Source organism: Dactylosporangium sp. CA-139066 (assembly GCF_050936175.1).
Classification (GTDB): Bacteria; Actinomycetota; Actinomycetes; order Mycobacteriales; family Micromonosporaceae; genus Dactylosporangium.
In genome coordinates this window covers 674,551-689,192 of record NZ_JBNJNH010000002.1, presented here as the reverse complement: position 1 = coordinate 689,192, position 14,642 = coordinate 674,551, and the positions used below count along the sequence as shown (strand labels likewise).

At 73.0% G+C, this 14,642-nt stretch carries 15 protein-coding genes; 5 read left to right on the top strand and 10 right to left on the bottom strand.

The window, feature by feature from the left end:
- Positions 1-23: 23 nt before the first annotated feature.
- Together ACQEVU_RS47855 and ACQEVU_RS47850 are read right to left on the bottom strand one after the other, a co-directional pair.
- Complete coding sequence (locus tag ACQEVU_RS47855) at positions 24-1,409, bottom strand: hypothetical protein (protein WP_433336625.1); 1,386 nt, start codon at positions 1,407-1,409, stop codon at positions 24-26.
- A complete protein-coding gene (locus tag ACQEVU_RS47850) occupies positions 1,406-1,630 on the bottom strand; it encodes a hypothetical protein (RefSeq protein ID WP_433336623.1) in 225 nt (74 codons plus the stop codon). Before ACQEVU_RS47850 ends, ACQEVU_RS47855 begins: the two co-directional genes overlap by 4 nt.
- Positions 1,631-1,858: 228 nt before the next feature.
- Here ACQEVU_RS47850 and ACQEVU_RS47845 point away from each other — a divergent pair, with 228 nt between their 5' ends.
- Positions 1,859-2,869, top strand: a complete 1,011-nt coding sequence (locus ACQEVU_RS47845) for a coiled-coil domain-containing protein (protein ID WP_433336621.1) — start codon at positions 1,859-1,861, stop codon at positions 2,867-2,869.
- On the opposite strand, the gene ACQEVU_RS47840 is transcribed toward ACQEVU_RS47845, so the two are convergent.
- On the bottom strand, positions 2,866-3,111 hold the full coding sequence (locus ACQEVU_RS47840; protein WP_433336619.1) for a hypothetical protein: 246 nt from the start codon (positions 3,109-3,111) through the stop codon (positions 2,866-2,868). The two genes, ACQEVU_RS47845 and ACQEVU_RS47840, sit on opposite strands and share 4 nt — an antisense overlap.
- A gap of 189 nt (positions 3,112-3,300) precedes the next feature.
- Positions 3,301-5,226, bottom strand: a complete 1,926-nt coding sequence (locus ACQEVU_RS47835; RefSeq protein WP_433336617.1) for a CHASE3 domain-containing protein — start codon at positions 5,224-5,226, stop codon at positions 3,301-3,303.
- 41 nt (positions 5,227-5,267) lie between these two features.
- Here ACQEVU_RS47835 and ACQEVU_RS47830 point away from each other — a divergent pair, with 41 nt between their 5' ends.
- On the top strand, positions 5,268-5,960 hold the full coding sequence (locus tag ACQEVU_RS47830) for a response regulator transcription factor (RefSeq protein WP_433336615.1): 693 nt from the start codon (positions 5,268-5,270) through the stop codon (positions 5,958-5,960).
- Here the strand turns inward: ACQEVU_RS47830 and ACQEVU_RS47825 are convergent.
- The 4 genes from ACQEVU_RS47825 to ACQEVU_RS47810 all read right to left on the bottom strand — a co-directional run bounded on the left by ACQEVU_RS47825 (position 5,946) and on the right by ACQEVU_RS47810 (position 10,078).
- Positions 5,946-6,305 (bottom strand): response regulator, encoded by a 360-nt coding sequence (locus tag ACQEVU_RS47825; RefSeq protein WP_433336613.1) that lies wholly within the window; start codon positions 6,303-6,305, stop codon positions 5,946-5,948. The two genes, ACQEVU_RS47830 and ACQEVU_RS47825, sit on opposite strands and share 15 nt — an antisense overlap.
- 202 nt (positions 6,306-6,507) lie before the next feature.
- Entirely contained in the window at positions 6,508-7,965 is a 1,458-nt protein-coding gene (locus ACQEVU_RS47820; RefSeq protein ID WP_433336611.1) for a DUF1996 domain-containing protein, read from the bottom strand.
- Between the two features lie 674 nt (positions 7,966-8,639).
- Entirely contained in the window at positions 8,640-9,386 is a 747-nt protein-coding gene (locus ACQEVU_RS47815) for an ABC transporter permease (protein ID WP_433336609.1), read from the bottom strand.
- Positions 9,383-10,078 carry an ABC transporter ATP-binding protein gene (locus ACQEVU_RS47810; RefSeq protein ID WP_433336607.1) on the bottom strand — a complete coding sequence of 232 codons (696 nt, stop codon included), beginning with the start codon at positions 10,076-10,078 and terminating at the stop codon, positions 9,383-9,385. Before ACQEVU_RS47810 ends, ACQEVU_RS47815 begins: the two co-directional genes overlap by 4 nt.
- Before the next feature lie 100 nt (positions 10,079-10,178).
- On the opposite strand from ACQEVU_RS47810, the gene ACQEVU_RS47805 reads away from it, so the two are divergent.
- Together ACQEVU_RS47805 and ACQEVU_RS47800 are read left to right on the top strand one after the other, a co-directional pair.
- On the top strand, positions 10,179-11,258 hold the full coding sequence (locus tag ACQEVU_RS47805) for a sensor histidine kinase (RefSeq protein WP_433336605.1): 1,080 nt from the start codon (positions 10,179-10,181) through the stop codon (positions 11,256-11,258).
- A gap of 2 nt (positions 11,259-11,260) precedes the next feature.
- Positions 11,261-11,917 (top strand): response regulator, encoded by a 657-nt coding sequence (locus tag ACQEVU_RS47800; RefSeq protein ID WP_433336603.1) that lies wholly within the window; start codon positions 11,261-11,263, stop codon positions 11,915-11,917.
- On the opposite strand, the gene ACQEVU_RS47795 is transcribed toward ACQEVU_RS47800, so the two are convergent.
- Complete coding sequence (locus tag ACQEVU_RS47795; RefSeq protein WP_433336601.1) at positions 11,914-12,516, bottom strand: TetR/AcrR family transcriptional regulator; 603 nt, start codon at positions 12,514-12,516, stop codon at positions 11,914-11,916. The two genes, ACQEVU_RS47800 and ACQEVU_RS47795, sit on opposite strands and share 4 nt — an antisense overlap.
- Positions 12,517-12,697: 181 nt before the next feature.
- Between ACQEVU_RS47795 and ACQEVU_RS47790 the strand changes: the two genes are divergently transcribed.
- On the top strand, positions 12,698-13,267 hold the full coding sequence (locus tag ACQEVU_RS47790) for a permease (RefSeq protein WP_433336599.1): 570 nt from the start codon (positions 12,698-12,700) through the stop codon (positions 13,265-13,267).
- A gap of 16 nt (positions 13,268-13,283) precedes the next feature.
- Here the strand turns inward: ACQEVU_RS47790 and ACQEVU_RS47785 are convergent, their stop codons facing one another.
- On the bottom strand, positions 13,284-14,624 hold the full coding sequence (locus tag ACQEVU_RS47785; RefSeq protein ID WP_433336597.1) for a diguanylate cyclase domain-containing protein: 1,341 nt from the start codon (positions 14,622-14,624) through the stop codon (positions 13,284-13,286).
- Positions 14,625-14,642 lie beyond the last annotated feature (18 nt).

The window sequence follows — 14,642 nt, the reverse complement described above, 5'->3', positions numbered from 1 at the left end:
GCCGGAGGGCGGGACTTACCGATTTACCCCTTGGCCGGGATGACGCCCTGCAGGTGGCGGCCGTTCACGGCGGCGCGGCGGCCGGCGTCGACCTCGCTCTTCCACGAGCGCACGTAGTTGGACGCGGTCAGCCGGTCCACGTCGTCGAGGTCGAGCAGGTCGCCGACGAGGTTGGTGAGCGCGACGACGTCGCTGCGGTCGTTGGCCGGGACGTGGTCATGCAGCACCTGGAACACCTGGTTGCGCAGCGACCCCTCGCGCACCGGCGGCGCCGGCTCCTCCACGACCTCGACCGGCTCCGGCTCCGGCTCGTGGGCGACCGGCGCGGTGCGCGAGCGGGGCCGGCGCGGCTGCGGCGTGAGCGGCAGGATGCCTTCGAGATCGGCGCGCAGGCCGCCGAGGGCCGAGGGCGCGGTCGCTCCCGCCTCGGCCGCCTCCGCCGCGCGGGCCACGGCCTCGCGGGCGGCCCGGCGCTGCTCCTGCTCCGGCGTGATGTCACGGGTCACGAGCCGGTCGGCGACCGGGGTGCTGGGGGCCGACGGGAGCGCCTGCTGCTCCTCGGTGTCGAGCACCGGCATCGGGGCGGGGGCGACGGGGGCCGGCGGAGGCGGCGTCGGCGGGAGTTCGACGGCCGGCGCGCCGGAGATCGCGGCCAGCCGGGCCGGGGCGAGGTCGGCGGCGATGAGCGAGGTCAGCCCGTCGTAGTCGGCCCCGTCGGCCAGCCGCAGCGCGATCTCGTCGAGGTCGTAGACGGCCACGGCGATGTCGGCCGTGGTCGGGTCGACGGCGGCGCGGATCTTGCGGTGCAGCACCTTGGCGATCGCCGCCGTGCGCTGCTCCTTGCGCTTCTCCGCCTTGGCGGCCGCGAGGGAGGTGTAGAGGCCCAGGCTCGCGTCGGCCTTGGCGAGGTTCTTGGCCCGCAGGGTCATCCAGGGGTGGCGGAGCCAGTGCCCCACCACCTCGTATGCCGGAGTGGTGGGCGGCAGGTCGCCCTTGGCCCGCAGCCGGTCGCGCCGCTGGTTCTCGGTGTGCATCAGCCAGACGAGGTACCCCAGCGCCGACATGCCGGCGAAGAACCCGGCCATCAGCTTGTTGTCGTGGGCCATCCAGTTGAACGCGACCGCGAAGGCCGCGATGGCGACGGACAGGATGCGCGAGGCGGTCGCCTTCTCGCCCAGCCGGCGGCGCACGTCGGCGTTGGCCAGCACGACGATGCCGCCGAGTTCCAGTGCCCCGACGGCCGGGATCGCCCAGATGAGCGGGATGCCGAGCGCCTCCACGGCCCCGGAGACCTGGCCGGCCAGGGCGACGAGGAGGACGACGATGTAGAAGAACTGCCGCATGTAGGAGGTGCGCCGGACGGTCTTCTGCAGGTCGGCGTCGTATTCGTTGATGCCCGGCGTGCTCACCGGCTTCTCCCGTCTTCGTTCGGCTGGGGCAGCGGATAGCCCCTCGCCGCGAGGAACTCGGCCAGCGCGAGGTCCACGGAGCTCTGCACCGTGGTGTTGTGGTCGACGACGAACCGCTGCAGGGTCTGCTCGATCTCCACCCGGACCCGGGTGTTGAGCTGGACCCGCTCGAACCGCGGCCGCTGTGGCGGCATCGCCACCGTCTTCTCTGTCGCTTCCAACGATCACTCCCGCTAGCCGTGTGCTAGCGCGCACGCTAGCAAAGCAACGGTCTATGAACGTAATCGACACGCCGGAACGTGTGTTCGAATCACCCGTAACAGGCTCGCCCGAGCCCTTACGTTGCGTAAGCGAGAAAGGTTCATCCGGCCGGAAATATCACGCACGGTGATCACCCGGGAGCGTTCTCGGTCCTGTGCCGGCCCGTATCCGTCCAGTACGCTCACGGCATGCGACGCCGGGCACTGACGTTGGTGACTGCGGTGCTCGTGCTGATCGGCGCCTGGGGCATCCCCGCGGCGGCCGCGCCGGGCGATCCCACGGCCCCGCCCGACGAGGGCGGCGCCAACCTCACGCTCGGCGAAAAGCTCGACGCCGCGAACACCGACTGGCTTCAGGCCCAGGCGACGCTCGAGGCGTCGAAGAAGCGGCAGGCCGACCTCGTCAAGCAGATGGACGAGATGCAGAAGGAGCTCGAGCCGATCCGGGCCAACGTCAACATCATCGCGGCGGCGGCGTACCGGACGGGCGGCAAGGTCCGGATGAGCTCCGCGCTCGTCGACACCGCCTCGCCCGAGCAGTTCATGGATCGCGTGCTGCTGGTGAACGAGATCGCGATGTACAACGACCGCGTCATCGGGCGCCTGACCAAGCTGCAGGCGGACCTCGACGCGGCGAAGAAGGCGATCGACCAGGAGGTGGCCACCCAGCAGAAGGCGGCGGACACCCAGGCCAAGAAAAAGGCCGACGCCGAGGCGGCGCTGGCCAAGATGCGGGGCCGGGCTGACGGCTACGTGAACGTCAACTCACCGTTGGCCACGCCGGCACCGCGCAACGCCGACGGCAGTTGGCCGGCCGAGAACTGCATCATCGACGACCCGACGACGACGGGCTGCATCACGCCGCGGATGCTGCACGCGGCGCAGGAGGCCCGCAAGGCCGGGTTCACACACTTCTACTCGTGCTTCCGTCCCTCTGGGCCCTATGAGCATCCGAAGGGACGGGCGTGCGACTTCTCCGCCGCCCCGGACGGGTTCGACGGCGTGGCGTCGGGCAGTGACAAGACCTACGGCACCAATCTGGCCGCGTACTTTGTCAAGAACGCCTCGTCGCTGGGCGTGCTGTACGTGATCTGGTTCAGGCAGGTCTGGACGCCGGCCGCCGGCTGGCACGCGTACAGCGGCGGCAACGGCGACCCGTCGAGTGACCATACGAACCACGTCCACCTGTCGGTGATTTAGGCACCGACGGGGGTCAGGGCCCGCTCGCAGACGTGCCGCGCCCACTGGATGCGGTCGAGGGCCACGTCCGGCCGGTCGCCGAACACCTCGGCGGCGCGGGCGTAGCACTCCTCCGGGCCGAGGCGCTCGAGGGTGTCGTCGACCGTCGCGCGGACGGTGGCGGCGTCGGGGTCGGAGAAGCAGGGCGTGTCGGAGACGAACAGTGCCATGCACAGCACCGGGTCAACCGGGCAGGTCGTCATGGTGGATCACCTGTTCATGGGGGGTTGGATGACTGATCCACCGTCTCTCCGGGCGGCATGCGGCCGCAGCGGCGCCAGCGGGCCTCTGGGCCTGCTGGTTTCCGGACCCGCCTCTTCCGGCTGGCCGCCATGCCCGACTCAACTGGCGTCACCCATTTGGAGGCGGTCGCGAGCGGTCCCGGCCGGGGCTCAGATCTGGCTCGCCCCGTCGCCGGAGCGAAGCGGGGGCGGGGGCGTGAGCGGGACCGTAATGCTCAGCCGGGTGCCGTTGCCGGGCCGGCTGGCGATCTGCATGGTGCCGCCGAGCGCGGCGACCCGGTCGCCGAGCCCGGTCAGGCCGGTGCCGGCGCCCGGGTCAGCGCCGCCCACGCCGTCGTCGTCGATGGACAGGTGCAGGTGGTCCTCGTGGCACTCGGCGCGGATCGTGACCACCGTGGCGTTGGCGTGGCGGACCGCGTTGGTGAGGGCCTCCGCCACGACGTAGTACACGCCGATCTCGATGTTGGGTCCGATCCGGCCGGGTAGGTCCAGGTGCAGCTCCACGGGCATCGGCGCGCGCCGGGCCAGCGACTTGATGGCCGGCCCGAGGCCGCCCTCGGACAGGATCGAGGGGTGGATGCCCCGGGCGAGCTCGCGTAGCTCGTCGATGGCCTCCGACAGGTCGCTGCCGATCGTGTGCAGCCGCTCCTGGGAGGCGCCGTCGATCTCCGTCTCCGCGGCCCGCAGGCCCAGCAGGATGGCGATGAGCCGCTGCTGGGTGCCGTCGTGCAGGTCGCGCTCGATCCGGCGCCGGCTCTCATCGGTCGCCGCGACCACGCGGGCGCGCGACGCCGTGAGGTCGGCGCGGGCCTGCGAGTTGGCGATCGCGCTCGCGACCAGCTCGGTGAACTCGGCGGCCCGCTCCGCGTCGTGCTCCTCCAGCGGCCGGGCGCAGGTCGACAGCGCCTTCAGCGCGCCCCAGGTCCGTCCGGCCACGAGCACGGGGGCGCCGATCGCCGAGCGGATGGCGGAGTCACCGAACTCCTGCTGCAGGAAGTCCGCGCTGCGTGGCCCGGACATCCGGATCGGCCGCCCGGAGCGCAGCACGCGCCCGGCGATCCCGCCGTCGGCGAGCTTCACCGGGCCGAGCGCCACCCGGTGCCCGGGGTCGTTGCTCCAGCTCGCCACCACCGTGGCGTTGCCGTCCAGCTCAAATCGCAGCAGTACCGCGGCGTCGGCCCCGAACAGCTTGCCGGCCTCCTCCGTCACCGCCGCGAACACCTCATCCGGCGGCCGGCCGCGGGCCGCCACCGTGGCCACCCGGCGCAGCGCCGCCTGTTCGGCCGCCACATTGCCGAGCATCACCCGGCCCTTGTCGAGCGCGGTGACCATCGCGTTGAAGGTGCGCTGCAGCGCGCCGACCTCGACGGGGGCGTCGGTCGCGACGCGCACGGAGAGGTCGCCGCCGGCCACGCGGTCGGCGGCGGCCACCATCCGGCGCAGGGGGCGCACCACCATGACGGCGAGCGACCGGGTGAGCAGCGCGACGGCGATCAGCGCGACGGCGAACCCGGCGACCGCCGCCATCGCCGAGCGCCGGCCGGCCTTCTCCGCCTCCGTGTGGGCCGTGGCCACGATCGTCGACTGGTTGCTCATGAAGTCGTCGAACTCGGTCCGCAGCGCCGCGATGTGCTTCTGGCCATCCATGATGGACTGCGGGTCGATGTTGTCCGGCTCGCCCGACTGGTCGTCGGCGATGGCCGGGTCGGCGTAGTTGTCCAGGTAGGCGGTGACGTCGTTGTTGAGCCGCGTCACCCTGGCCGCCTGGGCCGGGCTGCCGGACACCGAGGAGGCGAGCTCCTGCTGGCGCAGGGGAATCTGCTGCTGCGCGCTGACCCACGGCTTCAGCAGCTCCCGGTCGTGGGTGAGGGCATAACCGCGGCGGCCGGCCTCGACGTCGAGGACCAGGCGCTCCAGCGCGTTGGACGCCGACACGGACTGCTCCGCGCGGGTCACCTCGGTGACGGATGAGTTCAGCTGGTGTACGGAGTAGAGGGTCACGGCGAACGCGGCGGTGATCATCAGCGTGAAGACGGCGCTGATCACCGCCAGGCGGACCGTCAACCCCCCGTTCATGGTGGGTGTCTACCCGGACTCGCGGGGATATGTTGGATTTGATGGCATTCGAGGGGGGCGGGGCGCTCCGTCGTTCGGTCGTGATCGCCGACGACGACGTCCTGCTGCGCGAAGGGCTGGCGAGCTTGCTCGACCGGCATGGCTTCGACGTCACCGGACTCGCTGACGACGGCACTCACCTGCTGGAGCTGGTCGAGAAGGCGGCGCCGGACATGGCGGTCGTCGACATCCGCATGCCGCCTACGCATACGACCGAGGGGCTGGCGGCCGCCCGGGAGATCCGGCTGCGCTTCCCGCGGGTGGCGATCCTGGTGCTGTCGGCCTTCGTCGAGGTCGAGCACGCGATCGAGCTGCTGGCCAGCGGCGAGCGGATCGGCTACCTGCTCAAGAGCCGGGTGACCGACGTCGAGGAGTTCATCGAGACGCTGCACCGCATCAACGACGGCGGCACGGTCGTGGACCCCGCCGTGGTGCAGGAGCTCGTCGCCGCGCACCGGCGCAAGGACCCGCTCGACGTGCTCAGCCCGCGCGAGCGCGAGGTCCTGGCGCTCATGGCCGAGGGGCGCTCCAACGCCGGCGTGGCCAAGGCGCTGTGGGTGACTGAGGGAACGATCGAGAAGCACGTGCGCTCGATCCTGACGAAGCTCGACCTGCCGGAGACCGACGAGACCCACCGGCGCGTGCTGGCCGTGCTCACCTTCCTCGAGGCGGCGTCGTCCTCAACAGGCTCCTGACATCGCGCGCAGCAGGCCGGTGATCGCGTCGCCCGACAGCTGCTCCTTCGGCAGGAAGCCGATGGCCGGGCTCTCCTCCAGCATGTCGGTCAGGTCCTCCGGGGCGAGGCTGGAGGTCATGATCACCGGGCTGTGCCGGATGCGGGCGGCGAGGTCGAAGCCGTTCTCGGCGCCCAGGCCGACATCCACGAGTACGACATCCGGCTGCTCCTGTTCCACCGCGTGCAGCGCCTGGCGGATGTCCGCCGCGGTCGCCACCACCGCGATCCCCTGGTCGGTGAGCAGCCGCCGGGCGCTGGCCCGGAAGCGTTCGGAATCGTCGACGATGACGCAGCGGATCGTCATACCAAGCAGCCTGACACAGGGGCGGGTGGTATGGCCTTGCGGCTAGCGGGAAAGGCCCTGGCGAACCCTCCAACAACTGTCCACAAAAAGGAGCATTCGCCGAAGGAACGGAATATTGGAAAGGCCACCCGTGGCGGCGGGTGGCCTTTCCGACGCCGGTCGGGCGGAACCGGCGGTCCTTGGAATTGATCCAGAAAACGTCCTAGAAGGTGCCCTGGGCATTGCATTTGTAGCCCTGGTCGAGGCAGTCGCGCACGCGCTGGGCAAGCGCGTCCGGCTCCCATGCGTTAAAGAAGTCCGCGTGCATCGAGAAACCGTTGCCGGACGAGAGCGTGATGCCGTTCGTGTCGGTGTTCAGTGCGTACGCGATCACGAACGAGACCGACGGAATGGGGACGGGGTGAGTGGACGGGCAGGCCCCGGTGTGGTCGCCGTTGGTCATGTGCGCCTTGTGGTCGGGGCTGTCCAAATGTACGCCGTCCCAGCAGTCGGGGAACGTGATCTGCCGGACCAGTTGAGCCGTCTTCGCGCAGATCGGGTACTGCCCGTCCGCGGTTCGCCCGACCTCGCCGCCGATGCCCGCGCACCAGAAGTGGTTGCCCTGGTGGTCCGGGGTGTCGCTCTGGTTCTTGGCGTCCCCGGTGATCATGCGCAGCCCGAAGGGGAACGGCTGGGTCCTGCTCGGGTCCTTGAGGCGCGAGCCGTAGTACACGGTCACCTCTTTCGGATCCACGACCTTGCCGTTCTGGTACAGCGTCGGGATCCAGTACGCCGAGTGGTCCTGCGCCGGCGTGCAGGTCGTGCCGGCGGCGAACAGCGACTCGGCCGTCGAGGCCGCGTTCGTCGACCGGTTGCCGAGGAACGTGTGGTCGTGCGAGGCCCCGGCGAGCCCCGGGAACACGATCGGGTCGTCCGGCGCGTGGTGGCTGACCGTGCAGGTGGCGTGGAACTCGGGCACCTTCACCGGGTTGTTCGTGATCGGCGCCGGCCGGCGCGCGAAGAACGCCGCGGTGTCGGCCTGCTGCTTGGCCGGGTCGACGGCCGGCCACCCGGCGTTCTGCGGCGGCGTGGCGCTCGCGGTCGGCCCGGGCGCCCCGGCGCTGGGCGAACCCGGCACGGTGGCGGTCGGCGTGCGCTTGAACTGCATCCAGTTGACGTTGATGAAGTCGCCGGTCTGCGGGCTCTTGAGCAGCAGGAAGATCGTCTGCTTGCCGGTCAGCTTGGAGCCGCTCAGCACCGTCTTCGTCGTCCAGGTCTGCCAGCCGCCGGTGTACCCGACCGCGTAGCTGGCCAGCAGCTCGCCGTCCTTCGCGCCGGCCCGCAGCTCGATCGTCCCGCCCGCGCGGCTGGCCGCGGCGACCCGGACGCCGGCGCTGAGGGAGCCGCTGCCGCCGAGGTCGATGTTGTCGTACCGCATCCAGTCCCCGTCGGCGAGCCACCCGACGTTCTTGCCTCCACCGGCGTCGGTCGTGTTCTCGACCCGCGCGCCGGACTGGGCGCTCCAGGCCTCGGCCTGGACCATGCCGGCGGTGTCGATCTGCTCGGCCCCGGCGGTGGTGCTGACGATGACGGTCGTCGCCACGGCCCCCGCGACGGGCACGGCAACGAGCGCGAGCAACGTGCGGCGTCGCTTCGGCACCCGGTACGGCGTGGTCGGCATGCGGCCGACCGTACGGTCCGGAGAGCGCTCTCTCAAGCTCCATCGAGAGATCTAAGTTGAACGTAAAACTGCGCTGCGCTGTGTTTTAGCTCGCTTCGCTGTGTCCCTGCTCGCTTCGCTCGCGCCGGGGGAGCTGCGCTCCACCCGGACCCCCTCAAAACCGCAGCGGCGCGCTCTGGTGGCGAGCGACGCGCTCGAGTTCGTCCAGTGGTACGTCTTCGTCCCGCGGCCGGTCGTCGACCGCGTGGTGACGCGGTGCCGGCGCGCGGTCTCCTCGCATGGCGGTCCCATCGCGTGGCGCGCGGTCTCCTTGCGCGGCGCGCCATCCCATCGCGTGGGGCGCGGTCCCGTCGCGTGGGGCGCGGGACTGGCTCGCGGCAGCGGTTTGGCCGGTCGGCCACTGCCTCCGCGGCGCCGCGTTCTGTCGCATGGTCCGTGGTCCGCGCCGCGTTCTGTCGCATGGTCCGTGGTCCGCGCCGCGGCATGGTCCGTGGTCCGCGCCGCGTTCTGTCGCTCGTGCGGTCCGTGGTCCGACCCGCAGCGTCGGCCCGCCGGCATGCCGCCCGGCGGCAGCTCAGCGCACCAATCGGCCGGTGCCGGATTTATCGCCTGCCGGGGTATAAATCCGACAAGTCGTGGCGCGCCAGCGCCCGACTTGTCGTGAAAAGCCAGCGCTAGGCGTCGCGGTGGCGCAGGGTCAGCCAGCCGGTGACCAGGGCTGCGGCGGACCACGCCGCAAGGATGGCCAGGCCGCCCCGCGGGCCGAAGGCGCGGTTGTAGTCCGGGGACGCCGGGTCGCCGAAGAAGTGCAGGATCGTCACGCCTGCCTGGTCCGGCAGGAACTGCGTGGCGTGCCACACGCCGGGGATGTTGCCCAGGCCCTGCGAGCCCAGGAAGAACAGCGGCAGCAGGATCCCGAGCGACAGCGCCGTGCTGCGCAGCGCCTGCGCCACGCCCGCCGCGAACAAGGCGATCAGCACCAGGTACAGCCACGCGCCCGCCGCCGTCTCCAGCGCGAGCGGGGTGCGCAGGCGGGGGGCCAGGCCGGCCTGGGCGGCGGTGAACGACGCGGCGACGCTCAGCAGGGCGACCGTCGCCGCGCACAGGGTCAGGGCCGCAAGCTTCGCCAGGTAGAACGTGCTGCGGCGCGGTACCGCGGCCAGTGAGGCGCGGATGGTGCCGGAGCCGTACTCGCCGGCCACCGCCGTGACCGCGAACACCACCAGGGCGAGCTGCGCGAACGACAGGCTGTAGTAGTTCGCGAACGTCGCGTCGAAGCGCATCGTCGCCGGGTCGGCGTGGGCGAACGACAGGCCGACCAGGTACGCCATGGCCGCCGCCGCCAGCGCGGTCAGGGCCAGCGGCCAGCGGGTCGCGCGCAGCGTGCGGAGCTTGATCCACTCGGCGGCGAAGGCGCTCATCGGGACACCGCCTTCAGGAATGCGTCCTCCAGGCTCGGCGCGCCGGCCACGAAATCCGCGACCGTGGCGTCGGCGACCAGGCGGCCGCGGTTGATGACGACCAGGCGGTCGGCGACCAGGGCGGTCTCGGCCATCAGGTGGCTGGACACCAGGACCGTGCGGCCCTCGGACGCGTACCGGCGCAGCAGCGAGCGCAGCCAGTGCACGCCCTCCGGGTCCAGGCCGTTGACCGGCTCGTCGAGCAGCAGGACCGGCGGGTCGCCGAGCAGCGCGGCGGCGATGCCGAGGCGCTGGGCCATGCCGAGGGAGAGGCCGCCGGCCCGGCGGCGGGCCGCCTCGGGCAGGCCGACCAGCGCGAGGACCTCGGCGACGCGGGCGGCGGGGACGTCGTTGCTGCGGGCCAGGTACCGCAGATGGTCCACGACCCGCCGGCCCGGGTGCGCGCAGCGGCCCTCCAGCAGGGCGCCGACCTCGCGTAGGGGGCGGCGCAGCGCGGCGTACGGGCGGCCGTCGACCAGGGCGCGACCCGCCGAGGGGAGGTCCAGGCCGAGGATCATGCGCATGGTCGTGGACTTCCCGGCCCCGTTCGGGCCGAGAAAGCCCGTCACGTGGCCGGGGCGCACGGCGAACGACAGGGCGTCGACCGCGACCGTGCGCCCGTAGCGCTTGGTGAGCTGCTCAACGACGATCACGCCGGGGACGCTAGGCGCGCGGGCGGGGGCGGCGCAGTCGCCGAAAGTTGCGGCGCTCCGGCGACGTTCGTCGCTCGGCCGGGGCGTTTATCCTGCGGGCATGCGCCGATACTTCGCCGCCGCGGGCATCGTGGGCGTCGACTGCGTCCTGCTGACGTACGCGCATCCGGGCGAGCCGCACGCCTGGCTCCTGCCGGTGTGGGCGCTCGTGGTGGCCGCGGTCGTCTGGCTGCGCTACCGCAGCCCGGTCGCCGCGTTCGTCGCCGCGCTCGGGCCGGCGGTCGTCGTCGGCGGGGTCGTCGCGGTGCTGCCGTGGTCGGCCTATCAGGCGGGGAAGGCTTCCCGCGGTACCGCATCCGGGGTTGTGATGGCGGTGGCCGGGGCGGGGGCGCTCGCGGCCGAGATCGCGCGGCGGCCGGGCGCGGCGGGGCCGCTCGTGGTCGCCGCGGTGGCGTTCGGGGTGCTGCCGGCGCTTTCCGGGCGGTACGTCGCGCAGCAGGAACGGCTCCGCGCCGCCCTCGCCGCGCAGGAGCGGCTGCGCATCGCCCGCGACATGCACGACGCCCTCGGCCACCGGCTCAGCCTCGTGTCCGTGCAGGCGGCGGCGCTGGAGGTGGCCGGGCTGCCGGCCGAACAGCACGCGGCGGTACGGCGACTGGCCGAGGCGGCCCGCGGTGCCGCCGGCGAGCTGCAGGAGGTGGTTGGCGGGCTGCGCGGGCCGCGGCCCGGGCTCGCGGCGGTGGACGAGCTCATCGCGAAGGCGCGCGGCGCGGGCGTCGACGTGCGGCTCGAGGCCCGCGGTGCGGCGCGGGAGCTGCCCGACGAGGCGGGCCCGGTCGCGTACCGGGTGGTGCAGGAGGGCCTGACCAACGGCGTCAAGCACGCGCCGGGGGCGCCGCTGACCGTGCGGGCCGAGTGGGAGGACGACGCGCTGCTGCTGTCGGTGGTCAATCCCGTCCCGTCGGTGGCGGGGCCGCCCGGGCGCGGGCTCCTCGGCCTGGCCGAGCGGGCGGAGGCCGTCGGCGGCCTCGTCGGGTACGGGTGCGAGCTCGGCGAGTTCCGGCTCTGGGCCGTGCTGCCGGTCGCGCCCGCGCACCGGCGCCCGGCGCTGCTGGGCGTGGTGGTGGCCGGGCTCATGTTCGGGTTCCTGCCGCTGAGCATGATGGTCGGCGTGGCCTGACCGTGGCGCCGATCCGGGTCCTCGTCGCCGACGACGAGCCGCTCATCGCCGCCGGCATCCGGGCGGTGCTCGAGTCGGCGGCCGACCTCGAGGTGGTCGCCGTGGTCGCCGACGGGGCCGCGGCGGTCGAGGCGGCCGGGCGGGCGGGGCCGGATGTGGCGCTGCTGGACGTACGGATGCCGGTTCTGGGCGGCCTCGACGCGATGGCCGCCGTGCGGGCCGCGCGGCCGGGCGTGGCGATCGTGGTGCTGACGTCGTTCGGGGACGAACCGAACGTGCTGCGGGCGCTGCGCGAGGGCGCGTCCGGCTTCCTGCTCAAGTCGTGCGCGCCGGAGGAGCTGCTGCGGGCCGTCCGGGCGGCGCACGCCGGCGACGCGTACCTCTCGCCGCCGGTCGCCCGGCAGGTGCTCGGGCTGGTCGGCGCCGGCGGCGTGGCGGCGGCCGAGCGCCGGCGGGCCGCGGCCGGGCGGCTGGCCGCGCTGAGCCCGCGCGAGGCCGACGTGCTGCGGCTGGTCGCCGAGGGCCTGTCCAACGCCGACATCGGCGCGCGGCTGCGGATGAGCGAGCCGAGCGTGAAGACGTACGTCAGCCGGCTGCTCGCCAAGCTCGACTGCGCCAACCGCGTGCAGGCGGCGTTGCTCTACCGCGACGCGAACTAGATGAGCAGCCCCTGGCGCGCGGCGAGCGCGATCATCGCGGCGGTGCGGTCGGCGATCGCCGGGTCGAGCTCCTCTCCGGTGATGTAGGCGCGGGCGTAGTACGGGGCGCCGACCAGCCGGATCACCTCGGCGGCGTCGGTGCCGGGGGCCGCGTCGCCGCGCTCGACCGCCCGCTCGACGATCGCCTTGCCGAGCTCGATCCGCGCCGCGAAGAACTCGGTGAGCGCGGCCCGGCTGGCCGGGTCGTGGATCGCCTCGCGGACCACGACGTCGAAGATCAGGCGCAGCCGGGGGGTGCTCAGCAGCGCGATGCTGGCCCGGCCGAGCGCGCGCAGGTCCCCTTCGAGCGAGCCCGTGTCCGGCGGCGGGATGAGGGCGCCCGCCGTCTCGGCGAAGGCGTCGACGACGAGCTGGCTCAGGGACCCCCACCGGCGGTACACCGTGGTCTTCGCCACTCCCGCCCGCTGGGCGATGCGCTCGATGGTGGTGCCCGCGTACCCGACTTCGAGCAGCTCGGCCTGCAGGGCCTCGGTCACCGCGGCCCGCGTGCGGGCGGTGCGCCCCCCGGGCCGGACGCTGCCCACCGGTTCCGACGTCAATGAAACTCCAGTTGCGTTTAGCGCCGTTGCTCTGTCATGCTCAGCCTAACGCAACTTGAGTTCACTTAGTAGTTGGGACCACCATCATGGCGTTCTTCGTGGGCGCGCTCCTGTTCGCCGCGCTGATCGGCGCACTCGACGCGAAGCTGCCCTGGCCCGCCCCGCGCAAGGGAGACAACCGATGATCACCGGCCACTTCGGCCTCGCGGCCGCCGCCAAGTCCGTCGAGCGCCCGGTGCCGCTGTGGGCACTCATGCTCGCCACGATCTGGCTCGACGTCATCTTCGCGCCGCTGTACGTGGCCGGCATCGAGCACATCGACCCGGTCCCCGGCACCGACGGCGGCTACGGCAACGGCATCATCTACGCCGACTACACGCACTCCCTGCTCGGCGCCCTGGTCATCGCGGCGGCGACGGGCCTGCTGTGCGCCCGCTGGTGGGGCCGCCGCGGCGCGGTGACCGTCGGCGCCGTCGTCTTCTCGCACTGGCTGCTCGACCTGGTCGTGCACCGCACCGACCTGCCCCTGCTGCCGGGCAACGCCGGCGACCTGCCGCGGCTGGGGTTCGGCCTGTGGCAGTACCACGCCCTGACCGCCACAATCGAGGCCCTGCTGGTGGTGGTCGGCGCCGCCCTGTACTGGCGCGCGGCCCGCCAGACGACCGGCTCCCGCGGCCGCATCAACCTGATCACGGCCCTGATCCTGGCCAGCGGCGCCGCCACCCTGACCCTGGACCTGGCCGGAATCTAGGCCGGCGGGCCGGGGGCTAGCCCGAGATCGGCTCGCGGCGGGGCTTGGCGCGGTACATCGCGGTGTCGGCGTCGGCCAGCACGTCGTCCGGGCACTGCTCGGGCGCGGCGACCGCCACGCCGACGCTGCCGTGGGCGGTCAGGCGGCCGGCGCTCGTCGGGAACGGCTGGTCGAACGCCGCCCGGACCGCGGCGGCCAGGCGCTGGGCGGCGTGCGCGTCCGCGCCGGGCAGGAGCACCGCGAACTCGTCGCCGCCGAGGCGGGCCACGACGGCGCGGTGCTCGGCGGTGCGGGTCTCGGCCAGCGCGGCGTCGCGCAGGCGGTGGGCGACGGCGGTGAGCAGTTCGTCGCCCGCCTGGTGGCCGTGGGTGTCGTTGACGGCCTTGAAGTCGTCGAGGTTGACCAGCAGGACCGCGTACGGGCGGTCGGCGGCGGCGTTCAGGTGCTGCCAGAGCATCGCGCGGTTCGGCAGGCCGGTGAGCGCGTCGTGGTACGCCGCGTGGTGCAGCGACTCCTCGTAGACGCGCTGGGCGCTGACGTCGAGCAGCGCGAACACGGTGCCGCCGCCCTCCTCGATCGGCACCGCCTCGACGAGGACGTCGCTGGTCGAGCCGTCCGGGCGGGTCAGGCGCACCTCCTGGGCCGCCGTGCCCGAGCGGGCCAGGGTGCACAGGTCGACCGGGGCGCCGGCGGGGGTCACGAGGTGGAGCGAAGCCGGCGACGCCAACCGCTCCGAGGGCCAGCCGAGCAGGTCGAGGGCGGCCGCGTTGGCCAGCATCACGCCGCCGGCCGGGTCGGTGACGAGCACCGGGAACGGGAAGCGGCGCAGCACGGCCTGCAGCAGGGCGCTCTGTGAGCGGTGCTGGTCGCGCAGGCGCAGCAGGAGCACGCGGACGCAGTACACCAGGAGCCCGATCACGCCGAGGGAGAGCAGGGCGCCGGGGTACACGGGGATCGCCGGCTCGATCGCGCCCGCGCAGACCCACACGGCCGCGTAGCCGGCGGCCAGCGGCAGCAGGCGCCTGAGGCCGGTGACCGACGCGCGGCACAGCATGTGGCAGAAGAACAGCCCGGCGAACGCGTCGATGTCGGCGACCTGGACGACGACCGGCAGCAGCGCGGCCAGCTCGAGCGCGTCGGCCCAGATCGGCACCGGGGCGCTCCGGACGTGCTCGAACCCCCGCAGCGCGAGCATCCCGACGACCACCGCGAACGCGGTGCCGACGAGGCGCGGCGGGAGCCCGAGCACGCCGATCCGGAGCAGCGAGGCGGCCGTGACCGCCGCCAGCGCCAGCACGAACACGAGTCGCATCGCCCGCAGGAGGTCACGCCGCAGGTATGCGACCGCCGAAGCCATACCGGCCACATCGTCCGC

Coding starts and splice junctions, on each gene's coding strand:
- ACQEVU_RS47845 (WP_433336621.1), top strand. CDS start 1,859: ATGCGACGCCGGGCACTGACGTTGGTGACTGCGGTGCTCGTGCTGATC.
- ACQEVU_RS47840 (WP_433336619.1), bottom strand. CDS start 3,111: ATGACGACCTGCCCGGTTGACCCGGTGCTGTGCATGGCACTGTTCGTC.
- ACQEVU_RS47835 (WP_433336617.1), bottom strand. CDS start 5,226: ATGAACGGGGGGTTGACGGTCCGCCTGGCGGTGATCAGCGCCGTCTTC.
- ACQEVU_RS47830 (WP_433336615.1), top strand. CDS start 5,268: ATGGCATTCGAGGGGGGCGGGGCGCTCCGTCGTTCGGTCGTGATCGCC.
- ACQEVU_RS47825 (WP_433336613.1), bottom strand. CDS start 6,305: ATGACGATCCGCTGCGTCATCGTCGACGATTCCGAACGCTTCCGGGCC.
- ACQEVU_RS47820 (WP_433336611.1), bottom strand. CDS start 7,965: ATGCCGACCACGCCGTACCGGGTGCCGAAGCGACGCCGCACGTTGCTC.
- ACQEVU_RS47815 (WP_433336609.1), bottom strand. CDS start 9,386: ATGAGCGCCTTCGCCGCCGAGTGGATCAAGCTCCGCACGCTGCGCGCG.
- ACQEVU_RS47805 (WP_433336605.1), top strand. CDS start 10,179: ATGCGCCGATACTTCGCCGCCGCGGGCATCGTGGGCGTCGACTGCGTC.
- ACQEVU_RS47790 (WP_433336599.1), top strand. CDS start 12,698: ATGATCACCGGCCACTTCGGCCTCGCGGCCGCCGCCAAGTCCGTCGAG.
- ACQEVU_RS47785 (WP_433336597.1), bottom strand. CDS start 14,624: ATGGCTTCGGCGGTCGCATACCTGCGGCGTGACCTCCTGCGGGCGATG.